General features: G+C 72.7%; 27 protein-coding genes. 10 read left to right on the forward strand and 17 right to left on the reverse strand.

What is annotated here, in order from left to right; translation table 11 throughout:
- The first annotated feature begins 30 nt into the window (after positions 1-30).
- The gene (gene recO / locus K1T35_RS12870) at positions 31-771 is read left to right on the forward strand and encodes a DNA repair protein RecO (protein WP_220260395.1); all 741 of its coding nucleotides are present in this window, start codon (positions 31-33) and stop codon (positions 769-771) included.
- On the opposite strand, the gene K1T35_RS12875 is transcribed toward recO, so the two are convergent.
- From K1T35_RS12875 to K1T35_RS12890, 4 genes are all read right to left on the reverse strand, one after another.
- Positions 761-1,996 carry an FAD-dependent oxidoreductase gene (locus tag K1T35_RS12875; protein ID WP_220260396.1) on the reverse strand — a complete coding sequence of 412 codons (1,236 nt, stop codon included), beginning with the start codon at positions 1,994-1,996 and terminating at the stop codon, positions 761-763. The genes recO and K1T35_RS12875 overlap by 11 nt on opposite strands.
- 70 nt (positions 1,997-2,066) lie before the next feature.
- A complete protein-coding gene (locus K1T35_RS12880) occupies positions 2,067-2,711 on the reverse strand; it encodes a response regulator transcription factor (protein WP_220260397.1) in 645 nt (214 codons plus the stop codon).
- Entirely contained in the window at positions 2,702-3,832 is a 1,131-nt protein-coding gene (locus K1T35_RS12885; protein WP_220260398.1) for a sensor histidine kinase, read from the reverse strand. The genes K1T35_RS12880 and K1T35_RS12885 overlap by 10 nt, the downstream gene beginning before the upstream one ends.
- Positions 3,833-3,836: 4 nt before the next feature.
- A complete protein-coding gene (locus K1T35_RS12890) occupies positions 3,837-4,637 on the reverse strand; it encodes a DedA family protein (protein WP_220260399.1) in 801 nt (266 codons plus the stop codon).
- Positions 4,638-4,733: 96 nt separating this feature from the next.
- Between K1T35_RS12890 and K1T35_RS12895 the strand changes: the two genes are divergently transcribed.
- The gene (locus tag K1T35_RS12895; RefSeq protein ID WP_220260400.1) at positions 4,734-5,522 is read left to right on the forward strand and encodes an isoprenyl transferase; all 789 of its coding nucleotides are present in this window, start codon (positions 4,734-4,736) and stop codon (positions 5,520-5,522) included.
- Entirely contained in the window at positions 5,519-5,923 is a 405-nt protein-coding gene (locus tag K1T35_RS12900; RefSeq protein ID WP_255621827.1) for a hypothetical protein, read from the forward strand. The genes K1T35_RS12895 and K1T35_RS12900 overlap by 4 nt, the downstream gene beginning before the upstream one ends.
- Here the strand turns inward: K1T35_RS12900 and K1T35_RS12905 are convergent.
- The 3 genes from K1T35_RS12905 to K1T35_RS12915 all read right to left on the reverse strand — a co-directional run bounded on the left by K1T35_RS12905 (position 5,907) and on the right by K1T35_RS12915 (position 7,011).
- Positions 5,907-6,092 carry a DUF1918 domain-containing protein gene (locus K1T35_RS12905; RefSeq protein WP_220260401.1) on the reverse strand — a complete coding sequence of 62 codons (186 nt, stop codon included), beginning with the start codon at positions 6,090-6,092 and terminating at the stop codon, positions 5,907-5,909. The genes K1T35_RS12900 and K1T35_RS12905 overlap by 17 nt on opposite strands.
- A gap of 101 nt (positions 6,093-6,193) precedes the next feature.
- Positions 6,194-6,622: a Fur family transcriptional regulator gene (locus tag K1T35_RS12910; protein ID WP_220260402.1), complete on the reverse strand. Its 429-nt coding sequence runs from the start codon at positions 6,620-6,622 to the stop codon at positions 6,194-6,196.
- Positions 6,619-7,011 (reverse strand): metalloregulator ArsR/SmtB family transcription factor, encoded by a 393-nt coding sequence (locus K1T35_RS12915; RefSeq protein WP_220260403.1) that lies wholly within the window; start codon positions 7,009-7,011, stop codon positions 6,619-6,621. Before K1T35_RS12915 ends, K1T35_RS12910 begins: the two co-directional genes overlap by 4 nt.
- Positions 7,012-7,108: 97 nt before the next feature.
- Between K1T35_RS12915 and K1T35_RS12920 the strand changes: the two genes are divergently transcribed.
- Positions 7,109-7,441, forward strand: a complete 333-nt coding sequence (locus K1T35_RS12920; protein WP_220260404.1) for an antibiotic biosynthesis monooxygenase — start codon at positions 7,109-7,111, stop codon at positions 7,439-7,441.
- Positions 7,442-7,556: 115 nt separating this feature from the next.
- On the opposite strand, the gene K1T35_RS12925 is transcribed toward K1T35_RS12920, so the two are convergent.
- From K1T35_RS12925 to K1T35_RS12935, 3 genes are all read right to left on the reverse strand, one after another.
- A complete protein-coding gene (locus tag K1T35_RS12925) occupies positions 7,557-8,732 on the reverse strand; it encodes a winged helix DNA-binding domain-containing protein (protein WP_220260405.1) in 1,176 nt (391 codons plus the stop codon).
- Positions 8,733-8,814: 82 nt separating this feature from the next.
- Positions 8,815-9,438 carry an SRPBCC family protein gene (locus tag K1T35_RS12930; protein ID WP_220260406.1) on the reverse strand — a complete coding sequence of 208 codons (624 nt, stop codon included), beginning with the start codon at positions 9,436-9,438 and terminating at the stop codon, positions 8,815-8,817.
- Position 9,439: 1 nt separating this feature from the next.
- On the reverse strand, positions 9,440-9,790 hold the full coding sequence (locus K1T35_RS12935; protein WP_220260407.1) for a helix-turn-helix transcriptional regulator: 351 nt from the start codon (positions 9,788-9,790) through the stop codon (positions 9,440-9,442).
- Between the two features lie 131 nt (positions 9,791-9,921).
- Here K1T35_RS12935 and K1T35_RS12940 point away from each other — a divergent pair, with 131 nt between their 5' ends.
- Positions 9,922-11,319 (forward strand): glycine--tRNA ligase, encoded by a 1,398-nt coding sequence (locus K1T35_RS12940; RefSeq protein WP_220260408.1) that lies wholly within the window; start codon positions 9,922-9,924, stop codon positions 11,317-11,319.
- A gap of 765 nt (positions 11,320-12,084) precedes the next feature.
- On the opposite strand, the gene K1T35_RS12945 is transcribed toward K1T35_RS12940, so the two are convergent.
- The 3 genes from K1T35_RS12945 to K1T35_RS12955 all read right to left on the reverse strand — a co-directional run bounded on the left by K1T35_RS12945 (position 12,085) and on the right by K1T35_RS12955 (position 15,550).
- Positions 12,085-13,119, reverse strand: a complete 1,035-nt coding sequence (locus K1T35_RS12945; protein ID WP_220260409.1) for an ABC transporter substrate-binding protein — start codon at positions 13,117-13,119, stop codon at positions 12,085-12,087.
- Positions 13,120-13,196: 77 nt separating this feature from the next.
- Positions 13,197-14,189 carry a hemolysin family protein gene (locus tag K1T35_RS12950; RefSeq protein WP_220260410.1) on the reverse strand — a complete coding sequence of 331 codons (993 nt, stop codon included), beginning with the start codon at positions 14,187-14,189 and terminating at the stop codon, positions 13,197-13,199.
- Positions 14,186-15,550 (reverse strand): hemolysin family protein, encoded by a 1,365-nt coding sequence (locus K1T35_RS12955; protein ID WP_220260411.1) that lies wholly within the window; start codon positions 15,548-15,550, stop codon positions 14,186-14,188. Before K1T35_RS12955 ends, K1T35_RS12950 begins: the two co-directional genes overlap by 4 nt.
- Before the next feature lie 208 nt (positions 15,551-15,758).
- Between K1T35_RS12955 and K1T35_RS12960 the strand changes: the two genes are divergently transcribed.
- Genes K1T35_RS12960 through K1T35_RS12970 form a run of 3 tightly spaced genes read left to right on the forward strand, consistent with a single transcriptional unit; the run spans position 15,759 to position 18,777 of the window.
- The gene (locus tag K1T35_RS12960) at positions 15,759-16,775 is read left to right on the forward strand and encodes an XdhC family protein (protein ID WP_255621829.1); all 1,017 of its coding nucleotides are present in this window, start codon (positions 15,759-15,761) and stop codon (positions 16,773-16,775) included.
- Positions 16,775-17,518, forward strand: coding sequence for a YdcF family protein (locus K1T35_RS12965; RefSeq protein ID WP_220260412.1), 744 nt, complete (start codon positions 16,775-16,777; stop codon positions 17,516-17,518). The genes K1T35_RS12960 and K1T35_RS12965 overlap by 1 nt, the downstream gene beginning before the upstream one ends.
- Positions 17,518-18,777, forward strand: a complete 1,260-nt coding sequence (locus K1T35_RS12970) for a deoxyguanosinetriphosphate triphosphohydrolase (RefSeq protein WP_220262563.1) — start codon at positions 17,518-17,520, stop codon at positions 18,775-18,777. Before K1T35_RS12965 ends, K1T35_RS12970 begins: the two co-directional genes overlap by 1 nt.
- On the opposite strand, the gene K1T35_RS12975 is transcribed toward K1T35_RS12970, so the two are convergent.
- Entirely contained in the window at positions 18,762-19,334 is a 573-nt protein-coding gene (locus K1T35_RS12975) for a DUF1772 domain-containing protein (protein ID WP_220260413.1), read from the reverse strand. The two genes, K1T35_RS12970 and K1T35_RS12975, sit on opposite strands and share 16 nt — an antisense overlap.
- Positions 19,335-19,505: 171 nt before the next feature.
- Between K1T35_RS12975 and K1T35_RS12980 the strand changes: the two genes are divergently transcribed.
- Positions 19,506-20,093 carry a carboxymuconolactone decarboxylase family protein gene (locus K1T35_RS12980; RefSeq protein ID WP_220260414.1) on the forward strand — a complete coding sequence of 196 codons (588 nt, stop codon included), beginning with the start codon at positions 19,506-19,508 and terminating at the stop codon, positions 20,091-20,093.
- Here the strand turns inward: K1T35_RS12980 and sigJ are convergent.
- Positions 20,020-20,946, reverse strand: a complete 927-nt coding sequence (gene sigJ / locus K1T35_RS12985) for an RNA polymerase sigma factor SigJ (RefSeq protein ID WP_255621830.1) — start codon at positions 20,944-20,946, stop codon at positions 20,020-20,022. The two genes, K1T35_RS12980 and sigJ, sit on opposite strands and share 74 nt — an antisense overlap.
- A gap of 10 nt (positions 20,947-20,956) precedes the next feature.
- The gene (locus K1T35_RS12990; protein ID WP_220260417.1) at positions 20,957-22,276 is read right to left on the reverse strand and encodes a cytochrome P450; all 1,320 of its coding nucleotides are present in this window, start codon (positions 22,274-22,276) and stop codon (positions 20,957-20,959) included.
- A 47-nt stretch (positions 22,277-22,323) separates the two neighbouring features.
- Here K1T35_RS12990 and K1T35_RS12995 point away from each other — a divergent pair, with 47 nt between their 5' ends.
- The gene (locus tag K1T35_RS12995; RefSeq protein ID WP_220260418.1) at positions 22,324-22,899 is read left to right on the forward strand and encodes a TetR/AcrR family transcriptional regulator; all 576 of its coding nucleotides are present in this window, start codon (positions 22,324-22,326) and stop codon (positions 22,897-22,899) included.
- Between the two features lie 869 nt (positions 22,900-23,768).
- Here K1T35_RS12995 and K1T35_RS13000 read toward each other — a convergent pair.
- Positions 23,769-24,392, reverse strand: a complete 624-nt coding sequence (locus K1T35_RS13000; RefSeq protein ID WP_255621831.1) for an HNH endonuclease family protein — start codon at positions 24,390-24,392, stop codon at positions 23,769-23,771.
- Positions 24,393-24,411: the final 19 nt, after the last annotated feature.

Here is a 24,411-nt window from a genome sequence, read left to right on the forward strand (position 1 = left end):
GTCAAGCGGGAGCGGCCGTAGGCTTGGGCGGTGACCCTGTGGCGTGACACCGGCCTCGTGCTGCGGGTGCAGAAGCTCGGCGAGGCGGACCGCATCGTCACGCTGCTCACCCGCCGCCGCGGCAAGGTGCGCGCGGTGGCGAAGGGCGTGCGGCGCACCCGGTCGCGCTGGGGTGCGCGGCTCGAGCCGTTCAACCACGTCGATGTGCAGTGCTACACCGGCCGCTCCCTGGACATCGTCACGCAGGCCGAGACCGTCGACGCGTTCGGCGCCGGCATCATCGGCGACTACAGCCGCTACACGACCGGCTGCGCGATGCTGGAGACGGCCGACCGGCTCGTCGCGGAGGAGGGCGAGCCCGCGCTGCGCGTGTACCTGCTGCTGGTGGGTGCCGTGCGGGCACTGGTCGGCCATGAGCGCGACCCGTCGCTCGTGCTCGACGCGTTCCTGCTGCGCGCGATGACCCACGCCGGGTGGGCACCAGCGATCTCCGAGTGTGCCCGCTGCGCCGAGCCCGGCCCGCATACCGCGTTCAACATCGCCGCGGGGGGAGCGGTGTGCCCTCGCTGTCGCCCGCCCGGCTCGGTGCGCCCATCGCGGGAGACGTTCGCGCTGCTCGACGCGCTGCTGCACGGCGACTGGGACACCGCAGACTCCGCCACCGGCGTGACCCGCCGCGACACCAGCGGGCTCGTCGCCGCCCACCTGCAGTGGCACATGGAACGGCAGCTGCGGTCGCTGCCGCTGGTGGAGCGGCGGGTTACGACCTGATCCCGGCCCGCCGCGCGAACGCAGGAGCGTGCTCGGGGCGCAGCCCCACCCCGATGAGGTAGGCAGGCACGAACGACGCCGCGGGGATCGCCTTCAGCAGCGCGACGATGGGCTTCGGTGGGCCCTGCCGCTCCCCGTCGATGATCGGTTTCACGACGGCGCGGTGCAGGATCCTCTGCAGGGTCTGCACGGCGATGGTGGGCACCAGCCTGCGCCTGCGGACCTTGGCCAGCACGTCCACGCCGACGGCGCCCCGCCGCAGCGGCTCGGCCAGCAGGGTGGCCGCGGCGACGGCGTCCTGCACGGCGAGGTTGATCCCGACCCCGCCGATGGGCGACATGGCGTGTGCGGCGTCGCCGATGCACAGCAGCCCGTCGACGTGCCAGCGGTCGAGCCGGTTCAGCCGGACGTCGAGGTGCTTGACGTCGTCCATCGACGCCAGCTCGTGGACCCGGTCGGCGAGCCACGGCACGGCCTCGGCGATCTCCCGGCGGAACCACTCGATCCCCCGCTCGCGGAGCTGGGTGTCACCACCCTTCGTGGCGAGGTACGCGATCTGGAGGAAGTCCTCGCGCGGGATCACGAGCACGAACCGTCGGCTGCTCGCGACCGGTGTCAGCGCGGTCGGGTCGCCTGGCGTGCGCGGCAGCCGGAACCACCAGGTGTCGATCGGGACCGGCAGCTCCTTCGGCCGCAGCTCCGCCTGCGCGCGGGCGATCGACCAGCGGCCGTCCGCGGCCACCGTGAGGTCCGTGCGCAGCTCGTGCAGCTCGCCGTCCTCGGTGCGGTAGCGCACCCCGCGCACGCTCCCGGACTCGCGGATCAGCTCGGTGACCTCGGCATGCATTCGCAGCGTGTACGCCGGCTCGTGCGATCCGGCCTCCGCGAGCAGGTTGAGCAGGTCCCACTGCGGCACCATCGCGATGTAGGGATGGGCCACTTTCAGGCGGCTCAGGTCGCCGACGACGACCCGGCTGCCGTCGGGGAACGGGAAGGCGATCTCGTGCAGCTCGCTGTGCGGGAGCTCGGCGAAGCGCGGGCCGAGCCCGAGTTCGTCGAGCAGCTGCAGGGTGGACGGGTGGACGGTGTCCCCGCGGAAGTCGCGCAGGAAGTCGCCGTGCTTCTCCAGGACTGTGACGTCGACTCCTGCCCTGGCGAGCAGGAGGCCGAGCACCATGCCGGCCGGGCCGCCGCCAACGACAGCGCAGGTCGTGCGCTCGGTCATCGCGATCCTCCTTTTTCATCGGTTGATGAATAGAGGAGACGGTACTCCGCGGCAGGGGCAGCGTCCAGGTTCACGACCCCAGGTAGCGCAGCACCGCCAGCACTCGCCTGCTGTAGCCCGCCGTCTCGGGGATCCCCAGCTTCCCGAAGATCGAGGCGACGTGCTTCTCCACGGCGCTCACCGACATCCGCAACCGCTCCGCCGTGCCGGCGTTCGTGAGGCCCTCGGCCATGGCGTCGAGCACGTCGCGTTCGCGGGGCGTGAGGCGGGAGAGCGGGTCGGCCCGCCTGCCTGCGGCGAGCAGCTGCCGCACCACCTCCGGGTCGAACGCCGCACCGCCCGCCCCGACCCGTTCGAGGGCGTCCAGGAACTCCCCGACCTGGGCCACCCGGTCCTTCAACAGGTAGCCGACGCGGCCGCCGTCGTCGCCGATCAGCTGCGCCGTGTGCCTGCGCTCGACGTACTGCGACAGTACGAGCACCCCCACCCGCGGCCACCGGCGCCGGATCTCCAGCGCCGCGACCACACCCTCGTCACTGTGGGTCGGCGGCATGCGCACGTCGGCCACGACGACGTCGGGCTGGTCGCGCTCGACCGCCCCGAGCAGCGCGCGGGCGTCGCCGACCGCGGCCACCACCTCGTGGCCCTCGTCGACGAGCAGGCGGACGAGCCCCTCGCGCAGCAGCGCGGAGTCCTCGGCGATCGTCACGCGCACGGCAGCTCCGCGGTGACGACGGTCGGCCCGCCCGGCGGGCTCTCGACGGCGAACTCGCCGTCGGCGGCTGCGACGCGGCGGGCCAGCCCGGCGAGGCCGCCGCCTGCGGGGTCGGCGCCGCCGCGGCCGTCGTCGCGAACGCTGGCGTGCAGCCGCCCGTCCACCATCGCCACCTCCACGTCCACGCGCAGCGCCCCCGAGTGCTTGGCCGCGTTCGTCACCGCCTCGCTGATCACGAACCAGGCCGCGGCGCGCACGGTAGCCGGCGGCTCGACGGGCAGGTCGCAGCGGATGCGGACCGGCAGGGGAGCCCGCTCGGCCACCGACTCCAGCGCGGTTGCCAGCCCGCCGGTGTCCAGCGCCGCCGGGTAGACCCGCCACGACACGTCGCGCAGCTCCACGAGCGCGTGCTGCGCCTCGTCGTGGGCCTGGGCGACGAACTCGGCCGCGCGGTCGGGGTGGCGGCGCGCCCTGCCCAGCAGCATGCCGAGCGCGACGAGCCGCTGCTGCACGCCGTCGTGGAGGTCGCGCTCGATGCGGCGGCGCTCGTCGTCGACGGCCGCGACGATCGCGTCCCGGGTGCGCGAGAGCTCCTCGACGCGCTGGGTGAGCCGTTCCTCGCGCGAGGGTGCGAGCATCCGGGCGAGCAGGCTGCGTTCCCAGCGGGCAACGCCCGCGGCGCCGGCGAGCGCGAGGTAGAGCAGCACGGCGCCGGGAATCGCGTAGTACGCGACCAGTGCACCGCTGACGACGACGGCCGGATCGCGCTCCATCACCCACGGGGTCTGGGTGACCCACGAGAGGAGGAGCGTGGCGGCGAAGGTCAGGCCGATGCCGAGCAGCGTGAGCACCGCGCCACCCAGCAGCCCGACGGGAATCCGCGCCGCCAGGTAGCGCAGCGCACGGGCCGACGGTGGCTCGGTACTCGCGTCCGTGCCGCCGAACAGGACCGCGATCCGGCGGCGCTCCAGCGCGGCGACCCGCCGGACCGCCACCTCCGCCTTCGGCCGGAGCGCGGGCGCGAGCAGGACCGCGGCGACCGGGAGCGCCAGCAGCAGGTGCACCGCGGCCGAGCAGGCCCCGATGGCGAGGCCCGCGCCGGTGCGCGCCCAGGTCCGCACGGCGCTAACGCGATGACCGGTGCGGCGGCGCGTCGGGCCGGACCACCGGGAGCCGCTGGGTGGGCTGCGCCGACCACTCCGTCGACGACGGCTCGGCCGACCATTGCCGCACCGGCTCCTGCGGCCGGACCCGGATCACCGGGATCTGCTCGGTCGGCGCGTCGTCGAGGTCCGCGGGAACCTCATTGCGCTTGCGCCTGATCCGCAGCACCACGAAGACCACCACCGCGATCGCGACCGCCACGAGCACGACCCTCGAGAGGATGCCCGCGTAGCTCTCGACGATGTGCCAGTTCTCGCCCAGCTGGTAGCCGGCGACGACGAACACCGAGTTCCAGATCAGGCTGCCGGCTGCGGTGAGGGCGAGGAACAGCCCGATGTTCATCCGCTCGACCCCGGCCGGCACCGAGATCATGCTGCGGACCAGCGGCACCATCCGTCCGAAGAACACCGCCTTCGCGCCGTGCCTCGCGAACCACGCCTCCGCCTTGTGGATGTCGCCGACGTCCACGAGCGGCATCTTCTCGGCGATGGCGCACAGCCGGTCACGGCCGAGCGCGGCGCCGATCCCGTACAGCGCGAGGGCGCCGACGACGGAGCCGATCGTCGTCCAGACGATCGCGGCGACGAGGCTGAGCTCGCCTCGGGAGGCGGCGAACCCGGCGAGTGGCAGGAACACCTCGCTGGGCAGCGGTGGGAACACGTTCTCGAGCGCGATCGCGAGACCGACGCCGGGCGCGCCGAGCGTCTCCATCAGATCGACGACCCAGCCGACGATGCCGTCGAGCTGCGGGGCGGTGGTCATGATTCACACGGTAGAGGGATGGGCGGTATGCCCGGACTGGGGTGCTCGCCGGAGGGACCCTGAGGTTTCCCGCACCCCGCCCCCTAGGGTTGGCTCGTGAGCCGCCGGTTCCAGCCTCCGCCGCCGCACCCGTCGGGCGCGCGGCCCCCGGCGATCCCGCGCGAGCTGGTGCCGAACCACGTCGCGCTGGTCATGGACGGCAACGGCCGCTGGGCCAACGCCCGCGGGCTGCCCCGGATCGAGGGGCACCGCCGCGGAGAGGCCGCCCTGATGGACGTGGCCCGCGGCGCGATCGACATCGGGGTCCGGTGGCTGTCGGCCTACGCGTTCTCCACCGAGAACTGGAAACGCAGCCCCGACGAGGTGCGCTTCCTCATGGGCTTCAACCGGGACGTGATCCGCCGCCGCGTCGACGAGATGGACGCGATGGGCGTGCGCGTGCGCTGGGCGGGCAGGCGTCCCCGGCTGTGGCGTTCGGTGATCAAGGAGCTGGAGATCGCCGAGGAGAAGACGAAGCACAACGACGTGCTGACGCTCACCATGTGCGTCAACTACGGCGGGCGGGCAGAGATCGCCGACGCCGTGAAGCAGATCGCGCGCCAGGTCGCGGAGGGCCGGATCAAGCCCGACAAGATCGACGAGCGGACGATCGCGCGGTACCTCGACGAGCCGGACATGCCCGACGTCGACCTGTTCGTGCGTTCATCGGGGGAGCAGCGCACATCGAACTTCCTGCTCTGGCAGTCCGCATACGCGGAGCTGGTCTTCCTCGACACGCTCTTCCCCGACTTCGACCGCCGCCACCTGTGGCAGGCGATCGAGATCTACGCACGGCGCGACCGCCGGTTCGGCGGCGCGCTCGACACCCCGGAGGCCGCCTCGTGACCGGTGCCATCGCCGACCAGCTGGCCGTCGCGAAAGCCGCGCTGGAACGCTTCCACGACGTCACCGTCGACGAGGACGGCGCCCTCACCTTCGCCCACGGCGGCGTCGTCTGCGCGCTGCAGGGCCTCGACATCGAGGATGGCCTGCCGGTCCTCAACCTCACCTGCGTGGTGGCGTGGGACCTGCCCGCCGAGTCCGACGTGCCCACGCAGGTGGCGCTCGGCGTGGGCGAGGGCCTGTTCGGCACCGCGCGCGTGATTCGCGGCAGCGCAGGCTGGGACGTCACCTGGCGCTACGCGTTCCCCGCCGCCGGTCTGGACGAGAAGGCGATGGGAACGCTGCTGATGCTCGTGGTGAGCGGTGCCTCCAGCTTGCGAGCGGAGCTCAGCCCGGCGACGTGACGTGTGCGCCGGCGCCCGGCTGGAAGACGGACTCGTGGCCGTCCTGCCAGCGCACCCGGTAGCAGGTGCGGTCGCCGGAGCCGATCACTTCGAGAATCTCGCCCTCGCGTCGCGCCTGGTCGACGATCGTGCCTTCGACGACGATGTGGTCGCCCGTCTTGGCCTCCATCGGCAGGTCATCTCCCTTCCGGTTCGGGCTCTCCACGATGCTCCCGCAGCAGGCGGCCGGGGTCCAGGGCTGGCCACGATCGGACGGTTCCGCGCTGATCGTCAGCGGGCGGCGCCGCAGTCCTTGCAGAGGCCGAAGACCTCGGCCGTGTGGCTCAGCTCCACGAACCCGTGGGTCTCGGCCACCCGCCGCGCCCATGTCTCCACCGCGGGACCCTCGATCTCGACCGTGTGGCCGCAGCGGCGGCAGACGAGGTGGTGGTGGTGCTCCGCGGAGGCGCAGCGGCGGTAGACGGCCTCGCCCGAGCCGGTGCGCAGCACGTCGACCTCGCCGCCGTCGGCGAGGGTCTGCAGCGTGCGGTAGACCGTGGTGAGCCCGATTCCCTCGCCCGCGCGGCGCAGCTCTTCGTGGATCTCCTGAGCGGAGCGGAAGTCCTCCAGCCGGTCCAGCAGTGCGGACACCGCCGCCCGCTGCCGGGTGGCGCGCAGCGCTCTGGTGGTGGGCGCCTGCCCGTTCACGTCGGTGTTCATCGCCCCTCCTCGACGTGTGCGACCGCGTCGACCACGATGTGCGCGAGGTGGTCGTCGACCAGGGAGTACACCACCTCCCGGCCGCGGCGCTCGCCGTGCACCACGCCTGCCGACTTCAACACCCGAAGGTGCTGGCTGATGAGTGGCTGGGCGACGCCGAGCGCGTCGACGAGGTCGTGCACGCACCGGTCGGACACCAGGAGCTGCAGCACGATCGCGATGCGTACCGGAGCGGCGAGCGCACGCAGCAGGTCGCCCGCTGCCGCGAGCGTGCGCGGGGTGCGTACCGGCGCCGGCGTGGACCGCGGGTGCTCGGCGTGATCGTCGACGGGCAGCACACCATCGGCGGTGGTCGGGCCGGAATGCCCCGCACCTGCGACGATCGACATCTGCGTCCCCATCCCCGGGAGCGGCGGCCGCGCTCCCCGGCGGTCGATCCGTGCGGGCCGCACCCCCATCGTAGGCGTGTGCTGGAAGGGTGGGGGCGTGCTGCTCGTGTGCCGGTTCACCACCACCCCCGATCTGCTCGCCCGCGCCCGCACGGCGCTGGAACTGCTCACGGCCGCGGACGGGTGCCTCGGCGGTGAACTGGGCCGTTCGGTCGACGAGCCGAGCCGCTGGGTGCTGACCGTCCGCTTCTCCTCGGTGGACGCCTACCGCCGCGCCCTGTCCCCGTTCCCGGTGCGCGAGCACGTGGTGCCGCTGCTGTCGGAGGCGCTGGCCGACGAGCCCGCCACGTTCGAGACGCTGGTCACGGCGGAGGCGGGCAGGGCGAGCACCCATCCGAGCCTGCTCGCTCAGATCCCGGTGGTCGAGTAGAGACGGCGCCCCAGCGCCGTCCCGTATCGAGACCACGATCCTGCAGGTGGAGGTGGTCTCGATACGCGCCGGCCCTGGCGGGCCGGCGCTACTCGACCACCGGGAGTGCCGGGTCTCAGGCCCGGAGTTCGGTCTGCAACGGGGCCGGGAAGCGAGGAGTGAAGCGGACGTCTCCCAACAGGCGCTCCAGCTCGTGGGCCGTGCGCTCGACCTCGGCGTGTCGCTCGGCGCCGATGTCCTCCAGCACCCGCAGTGCGATGGTGCCGTCGGCGCGCTGCACCCATCCGCCGACGATTCGGCCGTCCACCCAGATCGTCGGGCCGCCGTTGCCGTTGCGGTCGAACAGGAGCGGGACGTGGACGGGGTCGAGGTGGAAGCCGCGCTGCTTCCAGCCCATCGTGGAGGGGTCGAGCCCGGGCAGCAGCGCCACGGACGGCTCGGCGGAGGCAGCCGGGTCGACGTCGTCGGGCAGCACGTAGCCGGGCCCTTCGGCGAGCTCGACCTCGACGGCGCCGACGTCGGCCAGCGCCCGCTTCGTGGTGGCGACCGTCCAGCCGGCCCACCACTGCAGGTCGGCCCTGGTGCCCGGGCCGTATGCGCGCAGCCAGGAGCGGGCGAGCGTGGCGGCCGCGGCGTGCGGGTCGACGGGCTCGGAGAACACCCGTGCCCAGGCGTGGGTCGCTGCCCACCGGTACTGCCCGTTGATCCACGTGCCGGTGGGCTGGGCCCGCAGCACCCTGCCCTCGAACCCGAGCACCAGCAGCAGCCGGGAATGAGCGGCCAGCACGGTGGCCTGCCGCCCGGTGCCGATCGTGATCGGCACGGCGAGGTGCGGTACCAGCTTTCCGAGTTCGCGTGCGCTCACCGGCCCCTTGTCGGCGAGCACGGCGAGGATCTCGGTGGACGCGGCGCCGACCCAGCGCTCTGCATCGGGCCCGAGGCCCGCGCCGGCGACGGCGTCCAGCAGCATCTTCCGCTGCCGCGCCAGCAGCGTGACGGTGGACGAGTGGTGGGCCGCCCGCGCGAGCTCGTGCCCGAACACCCAGAGCGTGCGCCGCATGGCGTGGTGGCGCACCAGCGACCGCTCGGCGTAGAGCGCCTTGTCGACGGCCGGCAGCACGGGGTGGCGCATCCGGGCCGCCACCGACAGATGCACGGTGACGGGGTCGCTGGAGTGCAGGCCGGACAGCGCGTCGGCGATGGCGACGACGTCGTCGGTGCGGCCTGCAGGCGTCAGCAGGTGCCGAGCCGCGAGCCGGTTCCGCCGCTCGGCGACGTCGATGAAGCGCACCTGGGAAGCGTGCCAGACGGCGCGCGGGGTGCGGTCCTCGCAGACCCCCGGGCTCCTGCGAGGACCGCAGCGAGCGCGTGGTTCAGGCGGTGTACGCCTCGACCGTCCGGTCGGCAGCGGCCCGGGCGGCCTCGGGGTCGGCGCCGCCCGCGACGTCGGCCTCGTACCAGCGCTCCCCGGACGCGGCGAGGTACCGCTTGCCGTTGTCCGACGCCCAGAAGCCGGCGTGCTCGGTGTCGTTGGTGGTCCCGCCGGTGGACAGGTGCAGCGCCAGCGCGGCGAGGGCCATGTCGTACCCGAGCCCAACGGCGCCCGGCCCGTACTGCTCCCAGTGCTCCTCGGGGTGGGCGGTGTGTTCGAGCTCGAAGCGCGAGCCGCCGCCGGGCTCTGGCGTGAGGCGCACGTCGACCCAGCTCACCCCGCCGCCGAACTCCCACGTGAGGGAGAAGCTCTTGGGCGGATCGCAACTCTCGACCGTGCCGCTCGCATTGCCCTCGATCTGGTAGCGCCCGCCGAGCCGCAGCTCGCCGGACACCGGGGCGAACCAGCGCCCGAGGCGCTCGGCCGTCGTGCAGGCCTGCCAGAGATCCTCGACGTCGGTGTCGTAGGCCTGGCTGATCGTCACGACCTTGGCCTCGCGGCCGTCGCGCTCCCGACTGCCGACCGCGCGGTTCACAGCGCTGATCTGGGGGTCGATGTCGAACATGTCACTCCTCGGGGTGGGTGTCGTGTCGCCTGCGCTCCCGCTTGCCGCGCTCGATCTCGGTGGCCAGTGCGGCCAGGCGCGGCGTCCAGAACCGCCGGAAGCGCTCCAGCCACACGTCGACGTCCTGCAGCGGCTCCGGCCGCACCGCGTAGAGCCTGCGGGTGCCCTCGGGGCGCACGGTGGCGAAGCCGCTGTTGCGCAGCACCTTGAGGTGCTGGGACACCGCGGGCTGCGAGATGCCGAACTCCGCGCGGACGACGGCGGTGACCGCTCCGGAGGTCTGCTCGCCCTCGGCCAGTAGCTCGAGGATCCGGCGGCGGACCGGGTCGCCGAGGACGTCGAACGCGTGCACAGGGCCAATGTACAGCCTCCACTTATATAAGTACAAGCTGTATATGGAGGCGTGCGGAACCGGGGTCGGGCAATGCGGTGGATCGCGCCGGATACCCTGGGAGCTCACCGTCCGTCCACCTGGAGTCACCCGTGGCCAGCAAGCCCTCGTCCGCAAAGATCGACACCATCGTCGCGCTCGCCAAGCGGCGCGGCTTCGTCTTCGCGTCGGGGGAGATCTACGGCGGTACGCGGTCGGCGTGGGACTACGGTCCGCTGGGCGTCGAGCTCAAGGAGAACATCAAGCGGCAGTGGTGGAAGGCAACGGTCACCAGCCGCGAGGATGTCGTGGGCCTCGACTCGTCGGTGATCCTGCCGCGCCAGGTGTGGGTGGCCTCCGGCCACGTCGGCGTGTTCACCGACCCGCTGGTGGAGTGCCTGTCCTGCCACCGCAGGTTCCGGGCCGACCAGCTCGCCGAGGAGTACTCCGAGCGCACGGGCAAGGAGGTGTCGGAGGACGATCTGTCCGACGTGCCCTGCCCCAACTGCGGCACGCGCGGCCAGTACACCGAGCCGCGCGACTTCAACATGATGCTCAAGACCTACCTCGGCCCGGTGGAGTCCGAGGAGGGCCTGCACTACCTGCGTCCGGAGACGGCGCAGGGCATCTTCGTCAACTTCCTCAACGTGCAGACCACGTCGCGCAAGAAGCCGCCGTTCGGCATCGGCCAGATGGGCAAGAGCTTCCGCAACGAGATCACGCCCGGCAACTTCATCTTCCGCACGCGCGAGTTCGAGCAGATGGAGATGGAGTACTTCGTCGAGCCCGGCTCCGACGAGGAGCTGCACCAGTACTGGATCGACGAGCGCACGGCCTGGTACGTCGACCTCGGCATCTCGCAGGAGAACCTGCGCCACTACGAACACCCCAAGGAGAAGCTCTCCCACTACTCGAAGCGCACCGTCGACATCGAGTACCGGTTCGGCTTCCAGGGGCAGGAGTGGGGCGAGCTGGAGGGCATCGCCAACCGCACCGACTTCGACCTGTCCACGCACTCCAACCACTCCGGTGTGGACCTGTCGTTCTACGACCAGGCCACCGACACCCGCTACCGCCCGTACGTCATCGAGCCTGCGGCAGGCGTCGGCCGGTCGATGATGGCGTTCCTCGTCGAGGCCTACGTCGAGGACGAGGCGCCCAACGCCAAGGGCGGTGTCGACAAGCGGGTGGTGCTGCGGCTCGACCGACGGCTGGCGCCCGTCAAGGCCGCCGTGCTGCCGCTCTCGCGGAACGCCGACCTCTCGCCGAAGGCCCGTGACCTGGCCGCTCAGCTGCGCAAGCACTGGAACGTGGAGTTCGACGACGCGGGCGCGATCGGCCGCCGCTACCGCCGCCAGGACGAGATCGGCACGCCGTTCTGCGTCACGGTTGACTTCGACACCCTCACCGACCAGGCCGTCACGATCCGCGAGCGCGACTCGATGGCTCAGGAGCGTGTGGCGCTGGACCAGGTGGAGAGCTACCTGGCGACCCGCTTGCTCGGCTGCTGAACGGAACGCCCACGATCGGCCCGCCCGAGGACGATGATCGCGGAGTGTGGTCACAGAGCCGCACCGGTGCGGCCGGAGAACCGCAGGTGCTGATCATCCTCGGGCTGCCGGTACCGAGATGGCACTGAGCGTCCTTCAGGCGAAGACCTGACAGCGCAGGGTGCCATCTCGGCGGGTGTGCCCCGCGCCATGATCGCCAGGAACGGGACATCAGCTGCAGGGGTGCAGCTCAGGTCCCGATTCCGCTGATCACACCTCAGATTCCAGAGCTGGCCAGGGGCGACAACGGGACCACAGCCAGTCGCGTAGCACACAAACCGCGGCGGTCTCGTCGAGAACAGGCGTGCCCCCGCGTCGGGGACGGCCGCCCGAGTAACCACATGATCCGGTCGTGCACCCAACCCAGCCACCCCCACAAGGCGACGCGGTCGAGGTGAACCGGCGAGAACACGACGCAGCCGAGGGCCGGTGGGCGAGGCCGGGGGCTACCCGGGGCCGGGTACGGCGCGCCCATGAAAGCGTCCGGCACCCGGCCGCACCCCCCGGGGGGTGCGTTCCGCGGAACGCACCGCGCCCCAGGCGCTGATCAGCGGCTCGGCGCGAAACCCGACGCCCCGTGTCGGGAAACGCGCCAACCTGATGATCGCAGGCCAACCTGTGTCGCCGGCGCGCTCGTTCTCGGCTGACACACCCGGTCGACGGGGTGTCTGACCTACGACGGGCTGCGTCGACCGACACGGGCTGCGCCGGCGGCGAGGTCCACGATCACGGCGCCGGAACGGTCTCCGGGTTGCCCGCCACGGCCTTCTCCAACAGCGGCACGAGGTTGTCGAGCACGTACGGCAGGCTCAGCGGGGTGGTGAAGTAGATGGCCCCGGCGAGCGTGGCGTCGGTGAACACCAGGTGCCCGTCGCGCACCGGTGTGAGCTGGCGGTAGAGCGGCTGCGCCTCGAGCGCGGTCCTGGCCTCCGCGTCCTCGGTGGCCCAGATCAGAACCTTTCCCGCGTTGAGCACGCTCAGCTGCTCGAGCGGGATCGGCGCCTGGCCGAAGACGTCCCCGTTGGCCGGAGCGAAGCGCTGCACCTCGTCCGGCACCACGAACCCGAGGTCGGTCAGGAACGCGGTGGACAGGCCCTCCGGGTAGGCGAGCGCCGCGCCCTCGTAGTACGGGGCCTGCAGGAAGATCGCGGGCGTCCCGGCGAACTGCGGGTGCGCGGCGGCGACGGCCGCGAACCGCGCCTTGATGCCGTCCACGAGCTCCCGCGCGGCCTGCTCCTTGCCCAGCGCCCTGCCGATCTGGACGGTCTGGGCGTCCCACGGCGAGAAGAAGGCGGTGGCCCCGGCCGGCTGCGCGATGGTGGGGGCGATCGCCGAGAGCCGGTCGTAGCTCGCCTGGTCCACGCCGGCGTTGGTGGCCACGATGAGGTCGGGACGGAGCGCCGCGATCCGCTCGTACTGGAACCCGTCGTTGATGCTCAGCACCTCCGGCCGGGCGTTGCCCAGCTCGTCCTGCGCCCACGGCCAGGTGGCGGACGGGTGCTCGCCGTACCACTCGGTCACCCCGATCGGGGACGCGCCGAGCGCCAGCACGACGTCCTGCTCGGTGTAACCCGCCGTCACGATGCGCTGCGGCGCCGCGGGCACCACCGTGGCGCCGAAGGCGTGCTCGACCGTGACCGGGAACGCCCTGCCCTCTACCGGCGCGGCGGGCGGCGGTGGGGCGGGCTGCCCGGCACACCCGGCCAGCAGCGCGGCCACCATCAACGCGACGGTGACTGCTCCCGACTTCCTTCGCCCCACGGCTGCTCCCCTCAACGACGTCGGGTGGAGCTTAGGCTGACCTTCCTCGCCGGTCAGCGTGACCTTGGCGGCACGGTCTACGCGGGTGCGGGCAGCAGCCGGTCCAGCAGGTCGTGCAGCGTCACGAGGCCCACGACCGCGCCGTCGGACTCCACGAGCGCGATCTGGTTGCGCTCGGCCTGCATGGCGGACAGGGCGTCGTGGATCGGCAGGTCGGCCGGGAGCCTGCGGACCGGGCGCATGAGCTCGCCCGCCGTGGTGGTGGCCGGCACGGCCAGCGCGTCGCGGACGTGCACCACGCCGACCGCGCGCCCGTCGCCGTCGCCGACGACGAGCCGCAGGTGGCCGCTCGCCCTCGCGGCGGCGCGGATCGCGGCGGCGTCGGCGCTGCTCGGCACGCCTGCCACCTCGGGTCGCACCACCTCGCGCAGCGGCGCGCGGTCGAGCTCGAGTGCGGTGACGATCTGGTCGCGCCGCTCGGGGTCGAGGGCACCCGCGGTTGCGGAGTGCTCCACCAGCTCGCGCAGGTCGTCCGGGTTGCGCCCGCCCGCGAGCTCGTCGACGGGCTCGACGCCGACCCGGCGAAGGCACCAGTTCGCCATGCCGTTCAGGCTGACGAGCACCGGCCGCGTGAGCAGCATGAACGCCCGCATCGGCAGCGCCAGCATCGTGGCGGAGCGTTCGGGGTGGGCGATCGCCCACGACTTGGGCGCCATCTCGCCGACGACGAGGTGCACGAATGTCACCACGATGAGCGAGAGCACGAACGAGACGACATAGGTCCAGGGGTCGCCGAGGCCCGTGAAGAGCGGGTGCAGCAGCTCCTCGACGGCAGGCTTGCCGATCGCGCCGAGGCCGACGGTGCAGAGGGTGATGCCCAGCTGCGAGCCGGCGAGCAGCATCGACAGGTCACGGGCAGAGCGCAGCGCCGCCCTGGCCGCCGCGCTCGTTGCGGCCGCCTCCTCGAGGCGGTAGCGGCGGGCGGCGACGAGCGCGAACTCGATCGCGACGAAGAACGCGGAGAGCGCGACGAGCAGTGCGGAGACGCCGAGCGCAACGCCGATGCTCATGACTCCACCTCGAGGTCGGCCCAGGCCAGCCGCACCGAGGACGGCACGTGCCGCTCGACGGCGAGCACGGTGAGCACGAGCGTGCGGGGTGGCTCGCCCTCCTCCGACAGCGACGGGTTCTCCAGCGTGAGCCGGACGCCGTCGCCGGGTTCGGGGAGCCGCTGCAGCTCGTGGATCAGCAGGCCGCCGATGGTCTGGTACTCGCCTTCTGGCAGGTCGGCGTCGAGCAGGCGCTCGACCTCGTCGACGGAGAGCGTGCCGGGCACCGTCCAGTCGCCCTCGTCCTCGCCCGCGGCGAGGCCGTCGGTGCCGGCGGGGTCGTGCTCGTCGGTGATCTCGCCGACGAGCTCCTCTGCGATGTCCTCGACCGTGATGACGCCCGCGAGGCCGCCGTACTCGTCGACGACCACGGCGAACTCGTCGTCCGCCGCGCGCAGCCGGTCGAGCACCGTGGGCAGCGGCAGCGACGCCGGCACGAGCACGGGCCTGCGTGCCACGTCGATGACGCGCAGGGTGGCGAGGTCGGCGCGGCCCTCGATGGCGAGGACGTCCCGCAGGCAGATCACGCCGACCACGTCGTCGGGGCCATCCCCGATGACCGGCAGGCGCGAGTGGCCCGATGCCATCACCTCGACCAGCTCGGGCACCGTGGCGTCGGCGCGGATCGAGGTGACCCGCGGCCGCGGGATCATCGCCGCCCGCGCGGTGCGGTCGGTGAAGTCGAGCACGCGGTCGAGCAGGGTGGACAGGTCGTCGTCGAGGTCGCCGCTGTCGCGGGACTCGTCGATGATCGCCTCGAGGTCGCGCGGGGTCGCCGCGTGCTCGACGTCGTGCACCGGCTCGATCCGCAGGGCCTTGAGCAGCACGTTCGAGGCGGCGTCGAAGAGCCGGATCAGCCAGCCGAACGCGGTCAGGTAGATCGACGTGGAGAGCGCGAGGGCACGGGCGACCGGTTCGGGCCGGGCGATCGCGAGGTTCTTCGGGAACAGCTCTCCGAACACCATCTGCACGACGGTGACCACGGCCAGCGCCACGACGGCGCCGACGGCGATGCCGACGCCCTCCGGCACGCCGGTGCCGCCGAGCAGCGCCGCCAGACCGTCGCCGATCATCGGCTCGGCGACGTAGCCGGCCAGCAGGCCGGTGACGGTGATGCCCAGCTGCGCGCCGGACAGCATGAACGAGGTGCGGCGGGTGATGCCGAGTGCGCGCCGTGCGCCCACGTCGCCCGCCGAGGCGCGGGCCTGGAGCCGGGAGCGGTCGACGGCCATGTAGCCGAACTCCTGGGCCACGAAGTAGCCGGTGAGCACGGTCAGGGCGGCGACGGCCAGAACGCCGAGGAGGATGGAGAGGATGGTCACGGGCGAGCCGCCCGTTCAGAACGCCGTCCTGCGAGGACGGCGCCGGTACTGTCTGCGGGATCCATGATTCCTGTGCCGTAGGTATAGAGGTTCGTCTCTCCCAACGTCGGAGATCATTGGTGCGTTCCACAGTCGCCTGCGGATCACGTCACACGATCGGCGCGTTCGGGCAGCGGTTCCGTCGGAACCGGTCGCTACCCTGGGCCCTGTGACGGAAGCGGGCGCGGCCCCGGGGCTCAGGGAGCTCGGTGCGGCATTGCGGAAGTGGGCACCCGACGGCATCGGTGTGGTGCGTGTGCTGGCTCGTCACGGTTTCGGCACGGTCGAGAGCGGGCAGCTCGTCGCGGGCACGGCGGATGGCTCGGTGGCCGGTGCGCTCTACCGCGGCACGCTCGACGACGCGGTCCTGCCGCTGGCCGCCGCCGCGGTGTCCGGGCCGGACACGCGCGATGCGCACGTCGCGGAGGCAACCGCCCTCGACGCCGGGCTCGCCTGCGCGGGCGGCGCCACGCTGCTGGGCCACCCGCTGCCCGCCGAGCAGGCGGTCGCGCTGGGTGAGGCGCTCGAACGTGGCGCTCCGGCCGCGCTGGTCTCCACCGTGCAGGGCGCGGGCGCGGTCGTCCTCACCGGGCCCGAACTGGAGTCCGTGCACGGGTCGCTGGGCACGCCGGAGCTCGATGCGGAGGCCACCGGAGCGGCCCGCGGGCTGCTGCGCCGCGGGGCCACCGCCACCGAGCGCGTGCAGACCGATGCCGGCGAGCTGCTGGTCGACATCTGGGTGCCGGTGCCGTCGGTGCTGGTCGCCGGGGCGGGCGCCATCGGCGAGGCGCTGATCGCGCAGGCCGGGTTGCTCGGCTGGGCGGCGCGTGCCGAGACCGATCTCGACGCCGTGCACAGCGCCGTCGCCGCGTTCACCGACGCCGACGTCCTCGTGCTGCTCGACCACGCGCCCGCCTTCGACGTCGTGCTGGTCGACGCGCTCCGGCGGGGCCGAGGGTTCGTCGGCGCCCTGGGCTCGCGCCGCACCCAGGCCGCGCGCCGCGGGCGGCTGCTCGCGGCCGGCCTCACCGAGGCCGAGCTGGCGCGGCTGCACGGGCCGGTCGGGCTCGACCTGGGCGCGCGCACCCCGGCGGAGACGGCGGTGTCGATCGTCGCGCAGGTGGTGGCGGCCCGGTCCGGGCGTGCGGGTATCGCACTCGCCGCCGGCGACGGCCGGATCGGCTGATGACCGCCCGCCACGATCTCACGCGAGCGCTTCCCACCGCAGGCCCACCGCGCCGCGTCGCGGATCTGGTCGGGGCGGAGGCACCCACCCTCCCGCTGCGCGACCTCCCCCCGCCGCCCCGGAGTCGCGGCTGGGTGTTCCGGCTGATCGTCGGCGCGGTGCTGATAGCCGCGCTCGTGGTCGGTGGCACGGCCTTCCGGGTGTGGCAGGTGGCGCGGGTCGACGACCGGCAGCCCGTCGACGCCGTGATCGTGCTGGGGGCAGCGCAGTACGACGGCGAGCCCAGCTCGGTCTTCGCCTACCGGCTGCGGCACGCGGAGGCCCTGTACGAGGACGGCCTCGCCCCACGGATCGTCACCACCGGCGGCGGCCGGGTCGGCGACGCCTACACCGAGGCCGAGGCCGGGCGGCGCTACCTGATCGAGCGCGGGGTGCCCGCCGAGTCCGTGATCGCCGTCGCCGAGGGATCGGACACACTCGGCAGCCTGCAGGCCGTGGCGGCGCGGGCCGAGCAGGACGGCTGGTCGAGCGCTCTCGTCGTGAGCGATCCGTGGCACTCGTTGCGGGCCCGCACCATGGCGCGCGACAGCGGGCTCGACGCGTGGACCTCGCCCACCCGCAGCGGCCCGGTGGTACAGACGCGGGAGACGCAGCTGCGCTACATCGTCCGCGAGACCGCGGCACTGCTGTACTACCAGCTCACCCACGCGTCCGTGGACACCGAGTCCACGGGGCTCGGGTGATGTCAGCCGAGTACTCCGCGCACGATCGAGCCCGTCCGGCGCCGGAGTCCCCGAAGGGCGCGGGCAGGGAGCGGCGCAGCCCGTTCGCCCGCGACCGCGCCCGGGTGCTGCACTCGGCCGCTCTGCGCCGCCTTGCCGGAAAGACCCAGGTCGTCGGGCCGGGGGAGGGCGCCGAGATCAGCGGCGTGCCGCGCACGCGGCTCACCCACTCGCTGGAGGTCGCGCAGATCGGGCGCGGGATCGCCGAGGAGCTGGGCTGCGATCCGGACGTCGTCGACACAGCCGGGCTCGCCCACGACATCGGCCACCCGCCGTTCGGGCACAACGGCGAGCGCGCGCTCGACGGGTTCGCGGCCGACTGCGGGCTCGACGGTGGTTTCGAGGGCAACGCGCAGACACTGCGCATCCTCACGAAGCTGGAGCTCAAGATCGACGGGGTTGGCCTCAACCTCACCCGGGCCTCGCTCGACGCGTCCTGCAAGTACCCGTGGGTGCGGCGGACCGGCGACCGCAAGTACAGCGCCTACCCCGAGGACGCCGACGTGTTCGCGTGGGTCCGCGAGGGCGGCCCTCCGGAGCGGCGCTGCCTCGAGGCACAGATCATGGACTGGTCCGACGACGTCGCGTACTCCGTGCACGACGTCGAGGACGGCATCCTCGCCGGGCGCATCGACCTGGCCGCGCTCGGCGCGCCGGGTGAGCGCGCCGCGCTCGTGGACCTCGCGGTGCGGTCCTTCGGGGGCGAGGCGGGTGCGCTCGCGGAGGCCGCCGACGCGCTGCTGGCGCTGCCGGTCGTCGCCGCAGTACGCGGCTTCTCGGCCGCTTCCGCGTCCGCAGGCGACCATGTGGCGCTCAAGCGGCTCACGAGCGAGCTCGTGGGGCGGTTCGTGCATGCCGCCGTCAACGCGACGAGTGCGGCCCACGGCGACCGCCCGCTGTTGCGCTACACCGCCGACCTGGTCGTCCCGGACCGGGCAGCAGCGGAGGTAGCGCTGCTCAAGGCGGTGGCGCTGCGGTACGTGATGAGCGACCCCGGCCGGCTCGCCATGCAGGCCCGCCAGCGCGAGCTCCTCGTCGAGCTGGCCACGGCCTTGCGCGACGGCGCACCGGACTCGCTCGACCCGGTGTTCGCCGCCGAGTGGAAGGCCGCCGCCGACGACGCGGCCCGGCTGCGGGTGGTGCTCGACCAAATTGCGATCCTCACCGACCAGCAGGCCGTCGCCCGCCATCGCGCCGTCGCCGCCTACCAGGGGCGCTGACCCCGCTGCGGGATGCCGGCGCGTCCGTGGAGGACGAGTGCCCAGAGGAGGCACCCGAAGGCGGCAATGGTGGCGACGGTCCGGACCGCGTGCCAGTTGGCCCAGCGGGTCTCGTCGAAGGCATCGCGTACGGCCCCGAGGTCGGTGATGCGGTCGGGATCACCCGCGGCCACGAGTGCGTCGTTGAGCGGGACGTGGACCACGACGGTGATGACGAAGGCCACCAGGTAGAGGCCGAACGCCGCCGCGACCCACGGCAGCGGCGCGCGGTCGTCGCCGCGCATGTGGAGGACCGCGGCGACGGCGGTGAACGCCAGCGCGCCCATGAAGGCGAGCATGAACGGAGCGTTATTGATCGCCTGCTCGAGGGCCTGGAATGCGCCGACGAACGTGCGGTCGTCGGTGGTGTGCAGGCCCGGCATGATCGTGAGCGCCCAGTCGCCGAACAGGCCGGCCATGAGCCCCATCGTGACGGTGGCGCCCATCAGGGAGGCGAGGCGCCAGTATCGCGTGGTCCTGCCGGTCGCACCCATGAGCGCCGGTCGGTTCTCGGCCATCTCGGTCCCCCTCGACGTGGCGGTGATGCTGGCAACGATCGGCCCCGGAGCGGCGACGAACAACGGCGGAGTGCGCAACGACCGTTAACAGAGAGGTTCACGAACGAGCTGCTGTCACGAACTCCCGGGCCGTCTCGTCCTCCCTGTGTCGATGACATCGAGGAGGACGACATGCCACGCATTCCCGCGGTTCCCGAGTCGGAGGCCGGCTTCTTCGCCCGGCTGGTGTACCGCTATGCCCGGCGACGGTTCGGTGCCATGCCGGAGCCGTTCGCGGTGGCCCTGCACAACCGGCGCTTGTTCTGGGCGTCGCTGGTGGCGGACGGCGTGCAGGAGTGGGCGCCGCGCGTGCTGCCCAAACGGGTGCGCGAGCTCGCCGTGTATCGCACCGCCACCGTGGTGGGGTGCTCGTGGTGCGTCGACTTCGGCACGATGCTCCAGCGCCTCGACGGGCTGGACGTCGAGCGCCTGCGGCACATCGACGAGTACGAGACGAGCCCGCTCTACGACCGGGCCGAGCGGCTCGCGATCGCCTACGCCGACGCGATGACCGCCCAGCCGATGACCGTGACCGACGCGCAGGTGGCCGAGCTGGAGGCCGAGTTCGGGCGGGCTGGGCTCGTCGAGCTCACCCACTCCATCGCACTGGAGAACATGCGCGGCCGGGCCAACCACGCCCTCGGCATCACCGACCAGGGGTTCGACGCAGCGTGCCGGGTGCGCCTGAATCCGGCAGGTGCGTCAGCTTTTCGGGGTTGACGACCTGGTAGACGGCGGCGATCCGGCCATCGCGAACCGCGAAGACCGCGACGGCGCCTGCCGGCGACTCGACGGCAGGCGTGCGCAGGCCGAGCTCGCCGTTGACCTGTAGCACCGATGAGCGGTGCAGCATGTCCTCGCCGTAGGTCGCGAGCAGCCCGAGCAGCAACCGGGCCACCTTCTCCGCGCCGACGACCGGGCGGCGGGCGGCCTTCGCCCTTCCGTCCGAATCGCTCACCCAGACGACGTCCGGGTGCAGGAGCTCCACCAGCGCGGCGCCGTCGGCCCGCGCCATCGCCTCGGCGAAGCGGGCCAGCAGGGCCTCCTGCTCGGCGGTGGCCGCCCGCGGCGGCGGGTCGGCGTCGGCCACGATCTTGCGGGCCCGGGCCGCGTGCTGGCGGGCGGTGGCCTCCGAGCAGCCGAGCACCTCCCCGATCTGCGCGTACGGCAGGGCGAGGGCCTCGTGCAGCACGAACGCCACCCGCTGCGGCGGGGACAGGCTTTCCAACACCACCATCGCGGCCATCCGCACGTCCTCGTGGCGGACCACCGCGGCGAGGGGATCGTCGGCGTCGCCGCTGGTGAGCAGCGGTTCGGGCAGCCACGGTCCGACGTACCGCTCGCGCCGCGCCGCCGCGGAGCGCAGGCGGTCGAGGCACAGCCGCCCGACGACGGTGGTGAGCCACGCGCGCTCGTCGCGGATGGCCGCCCGCGCCGCCGCGTCGAGCCCGGCGATGCGCAGCCACGCCTCCTGCACGGCGTCCTCGGCGTCGGCGACGCTGCCGGTGATGCGGTACCCGACGCGGAGGAGATGTGCCCGGAGCTCGGAGAACACGCGCTCGTCGGTCAGCACGGCATCGACGCTACGCGTCACCGCTGACGGCCAGCGGTGCGGTCCGCTCGGCCGGGCGCCGGGCGAGCACCCGGATCCGGGCCCCGCGGTGCGGGACGAGGGTGATGTGCTTCGCGCGCTGGCGCTCGGATCGGGCGCTGCTGGGGGCGAGCTCTACGCTGCGCAGGATCTCGCGCAGCACCACCCGCATCTCGACCTGCGCGAACGTGGCGCCGAGGCAGCGTCGTGCACCCCCGCCGAAGGGCAGCCACGTGGTCGGGGTGAGGGTCGCGCCGAGCATCCGGTCGGGGTCGAAGCGCAGCGGGTCCGGGTAGTGCCGGGCCGAGCGCTGCACGAGCCCGATGCTCGGCGCCACCGTCACCCCGGCGGGAATCCGGTGGCCGCCCAGCTCGACGGGCTCGGTGAGCTTGCGGGCCACGTCGAAGAGCACGGGACGCACCCGCAGGCTCTCCTTGACGATCGCCTCCAGGTACTCGTCGTCCCCGTCGTCGGCCGCGCGAACGGCACGGGCGAGCACGTCCGGGTGGCGCACGAGCCGCTCGAGGGTCCAGGACAGCGCGGTGGCGGTGGTCTCGTGGCCGGCGAGCAGGAGCGTCATCAGCTGGTCGCGCAGCTCGTCTTCGCTCATGTCCGTCGATCGGACCAGCATCGCGAGGACGTCGGTGCGCTCGTCCAGTGCGGGGTCGGCCTTCCGGTCGGCGATCTCGGCCCGCAGCAGCCGGTCGGCCTCGGCGCGGGCCCGGCGCACCCCGGCCCACAGCCGGTTGTCCAGCAGGCTCGGGCGGATCATGGCGGCGGCCGTCATGAACCCCGAGTTCACGACGGGCGGCAGAGCGCGGCGCAGCGCGTCGAGGCGGTGCTCGTCCCGGGCGCCGATCACGACGCGCAGGATGACCTCGAGCGTGATCGCCGCCATCCGCGGTGCCACCGGGAACTCCCGCCCCACCGGCCACGTCGCGACGTCCGCGGCCGCGATCGCGGCCATCTGCTCGACCTGGCGGCGCACCGCGTCCCTGTGGAACGGGGGCAGCATCTGCCGGCGCCGCTCGCGGTGCTCCTGCCCGTCGAGCAGCAACACGGAGCTCTCGCCGACGAGGCCGCCCACCACGGTGTTCCCCTCGCCTGCGCGGTAGATCCGGGGATCGCCTGCGAACACGGCCTTGATGTCGTCGGGGTCGGCCAGGAAGACGACCGTGCCGAGCGGAGCGCCCCGCACGGCGAAGACGTCGCCGTAGCGGCGGTGGCAGCGGTCGAGCCACCAGCGGGGGAGCCCCCAGGCCAGCGCGGTCTGGAGGGCGGACGGAAGGCGGGGACCGGGAACCGTCTGCATGCCGGTCAATCATACGTATGTATAGATCGGGTGCCTAGGATTATCGGGTGGGACATCGAGAGGACCTGCTCGCCGCGGCACGCCGCTGCCTGGAGAAGCGCGGGTACGCGCGCACGACCGCGCGGGACCTGGTTGCCGACTCGGGCACGAACCTCGCCTCGATCGGCTACCACTTCGGGTCGAAGGAGGCGCTGCTCAACCAGGCGCTGGGGCAGTCGTTCCAGGAGTGGGCCGAGCGGGTCCGCTCGCTCGCCCTCGCGGTCGAGCCCACCGCCGACCGGAGGGCCATGCTCGCGGCCTCGTGGGACGCGATGATCACGTCCTTCACGGAGTACCGCGGGCTCGCGGTGGCCTTCACCGAGGCGCTCGCGCAGGCCGAGCGCCAGCCCGAGCTGCGTGCCCAGCTCGCCGGGATCTACGAGCAGAGCCGCGCTGCCGTCGCGGCGATGATCACCGAGATCATCGGTGTGCCGACCGGCCCGGCGAGGGCGCTGGCGACCTTCCAGATCGTGGTCTGCGACGGCCTGCTCGTGCAGTGGCTGCTCGACCCGGACGCCACTCCGTCCGGGGCGGAGCTCACAGATGCGTTCATGCTGGCGTTGGGACAGGACCAGGGATCCTGATGCTCCCAGCCGGACTTCGTGATCATTCCTCTGGTCGCAGGGCTCGGGCCGTCGCTCGGCACTGCGGAGCTGTCGGCGCATCCCGTGTCGGCCGACGCAGCCGGTCGTAGGTCAGACACCCCGTCGACCGGGCGCGTCGCCGGAGGACGAGCGCGCCGGGCTCCACAGTGTCCGGCTGGGCGGCTCGGCGGGCCAGTGATCATCAGGTCGGCGCGTTTCCCGACGCGGGGCGTCGGGTTTTGCGCCGAGCCGCTGATCATCGCTTGGGTCGGAGGGCGTTCCGCGGAACGCCCCCGGGGGGCGGCCGGGTGCCGGACGCTTTCGTGGGCGCGCCGTTCCCGGCCCCGGGTAGCCCCGGGCCTCACCCACCGGCCCCGGCTGCCGTCGTGTTCTCGCCGGTTCGCCTCAACCCCCGCACCATGGCGAGGTGGCCGGGTTGGTGAACTACCGGATCATGTGGTTGCTCGGGCGGCCGTCCCCGACGCGGGGGCACGCCCGTTCTCGACGAGACCGCCGCGGTTTGGGTGCTACGCGACTGGCTGTGGTCCCGTTGTCGCCCTGGCCAGCCCTTGGATCTGGGGTGTGATCAGCGGGATCGGGACTTGGGCTGCACCCCTGCAGCTGGTGTGTTCTGACCGGGGAGGCGCCCCTGCAGCGGGCAAGATCCGAACTATCGGTTGCCCACGGCTGCCCCCACGACCATGAGCACCCGAAATTCCAGATCATGGAAGCGAAGATCGCAAGTAGAGGTTGCACACGGCTGCCGGCACAGCCATGGCCAACCGATACTTCAGATCATGGGCGCGGCCACGCCGAACGGGACCCAGCAGCGGCCCCGAACACCCATGATCACAAAATCCGGCGTAGGACTAAGACCCCGGGATACCCGAGTCGGGTGGCAGTTCCTGTCCGGGGCACGCGCTCAGCACGGCGGCGATCGCGTCCCGTTCGGCGGAGGTGACCCACAACCGGTACTTGGTCTTCACCGCCACCTGCCGCGCCACGTAGTCGCAGCGGTAACCGCGAGCCGGCGGGAGCCAGGTCGCCGCGTCACCGTCGCCCTTCGACTGGTTGACCACCCCCTCGGTGGCCATCAGGTTGAGCGGGTCGTTCGCGAACCGCTCGCGCGCCTCGACGTCCAGCTGCTGTGCCCCGGTCTGCCACGCGTTGCTCAGCGCCACGACGTGGTCGATCTGCACATCGTCGCTCGTGTCCTGGCCGCGCCGGAACCGGAAGGTGTGGCCGGAGTACGGGTCGGCGAACATGCCGGCCTGCACCACGCACGAGTGCGTCCCCGGCCGGTACTCGACCTCGGCGAGGTCGCGGGCGAGCACGTCGTTGCGCTGGTCGCAGCCGTTGCGGTCGATGTCGCGCCAGCTCTGCCCGAACTGATCACGGTCGTACCCGGTGCGCGGCGCCCTGCCCTTCACCGGGATCGCGACGAGTGCCGTGGCGGCGTCCCCAGTGGGGAGCGGGACGGGGTCGATCCGCACCTGCAACTCGGCGCAACCC

Origin of the sequence: Pseudonocardia sp. DSM 110487, assembly GCF_019468565.1 — a bacterium.
In the GTDB taxonomy this organism is placed as follows: Bacteria; Actinomycetota; Actinomycetes; order Mycobacteriales; family Pseudonocardiaceae; genus Pseudonocardia.

Coding starts and splice junctions, on each gene's coding strand:
- K1T35_RS12875 (WP_220260396.1), bottom strand. CDS start 1,996: ATGACCGAGCGCACGACCTGCGCTGTCGTTGGCGGCGGCCCGGCCGGC.
- K1T35_RS12890 (WP_220260399.1), bottom strand. CDS start 4,637: ATGACCACCGCCCCGCAGCTCGACGGCATCGTCGGCTGGGTCGTCGAT.
- K1T35_RS12905 (WP_220260401.1), bottom strand. CDS start 6,092: ATGGAGGCCAAGACGGGCGACCACATCGTCGTCGAAGGCACGATCGTC.
- K1T35_RS12910 (WP_220260402.1), bottom strand. CDS start 6,622: ATGAACACCGACGTGAACGGGCAGGCGCCCACCACCAGAGCGCTGCGC.
- K1T35_RS12915 (WP_220260403.1), bottom strand. CDS start 7,011: ATGTCGATCGTCGCAGGTGCGGGGCATTCCGGCCCGACCACCGCCGAT.
- K1T35_RS12930 (WP_220260406.1), bottom strand. CDS start 9,438: ATGTTCGACATCGACCCCCAGATCAGCGCTGTGAACCGCGCGGTCGGC.
- K1T35_RS12950 (WP_220260410.1), bottom strand. CDS start 14,189: ATGAGCATCGGCGTTGCGCTCGGCGTCTCCGCACTGCTCGTCGCGCTC.
- K1T35_RS12965 (WP_220260412.1), top strand. CDS start 16,775: ATGACCGCCCGCCACGATCTCACGCGAGCGCTTCCCACCGCAGGCCCA.
- K1T35_RS12970 (WP_220262563.1), top strand. CDS start 17,518: ATGTCAGCCGAGTACTCCGCGCACGATCGAGCCCGTCCGGCGCCGGAG.
- K1T35_RS12975 (WP_220260413.1), bottom strand. CDS start 19,334: ATGGCCGAGAACCGACCGGCGCTCATGGGTGCGACCGGCAGGACCACG.
- K1T35_RS12980 (WP_220260414.1), top strand. CDS start 19,506: ATGCCACGCATTCCCGCGGTTCCCGAGTCGGAGGCCGGCTTCTTCGCC.
- K1T35_RS12990 (WP_220260417.1), bottom strand. CDS start 22,276: ATGCAGACGGTTCCCGGTCCCCGCCTTCCGTCCGCCCTCCAGACCGCG.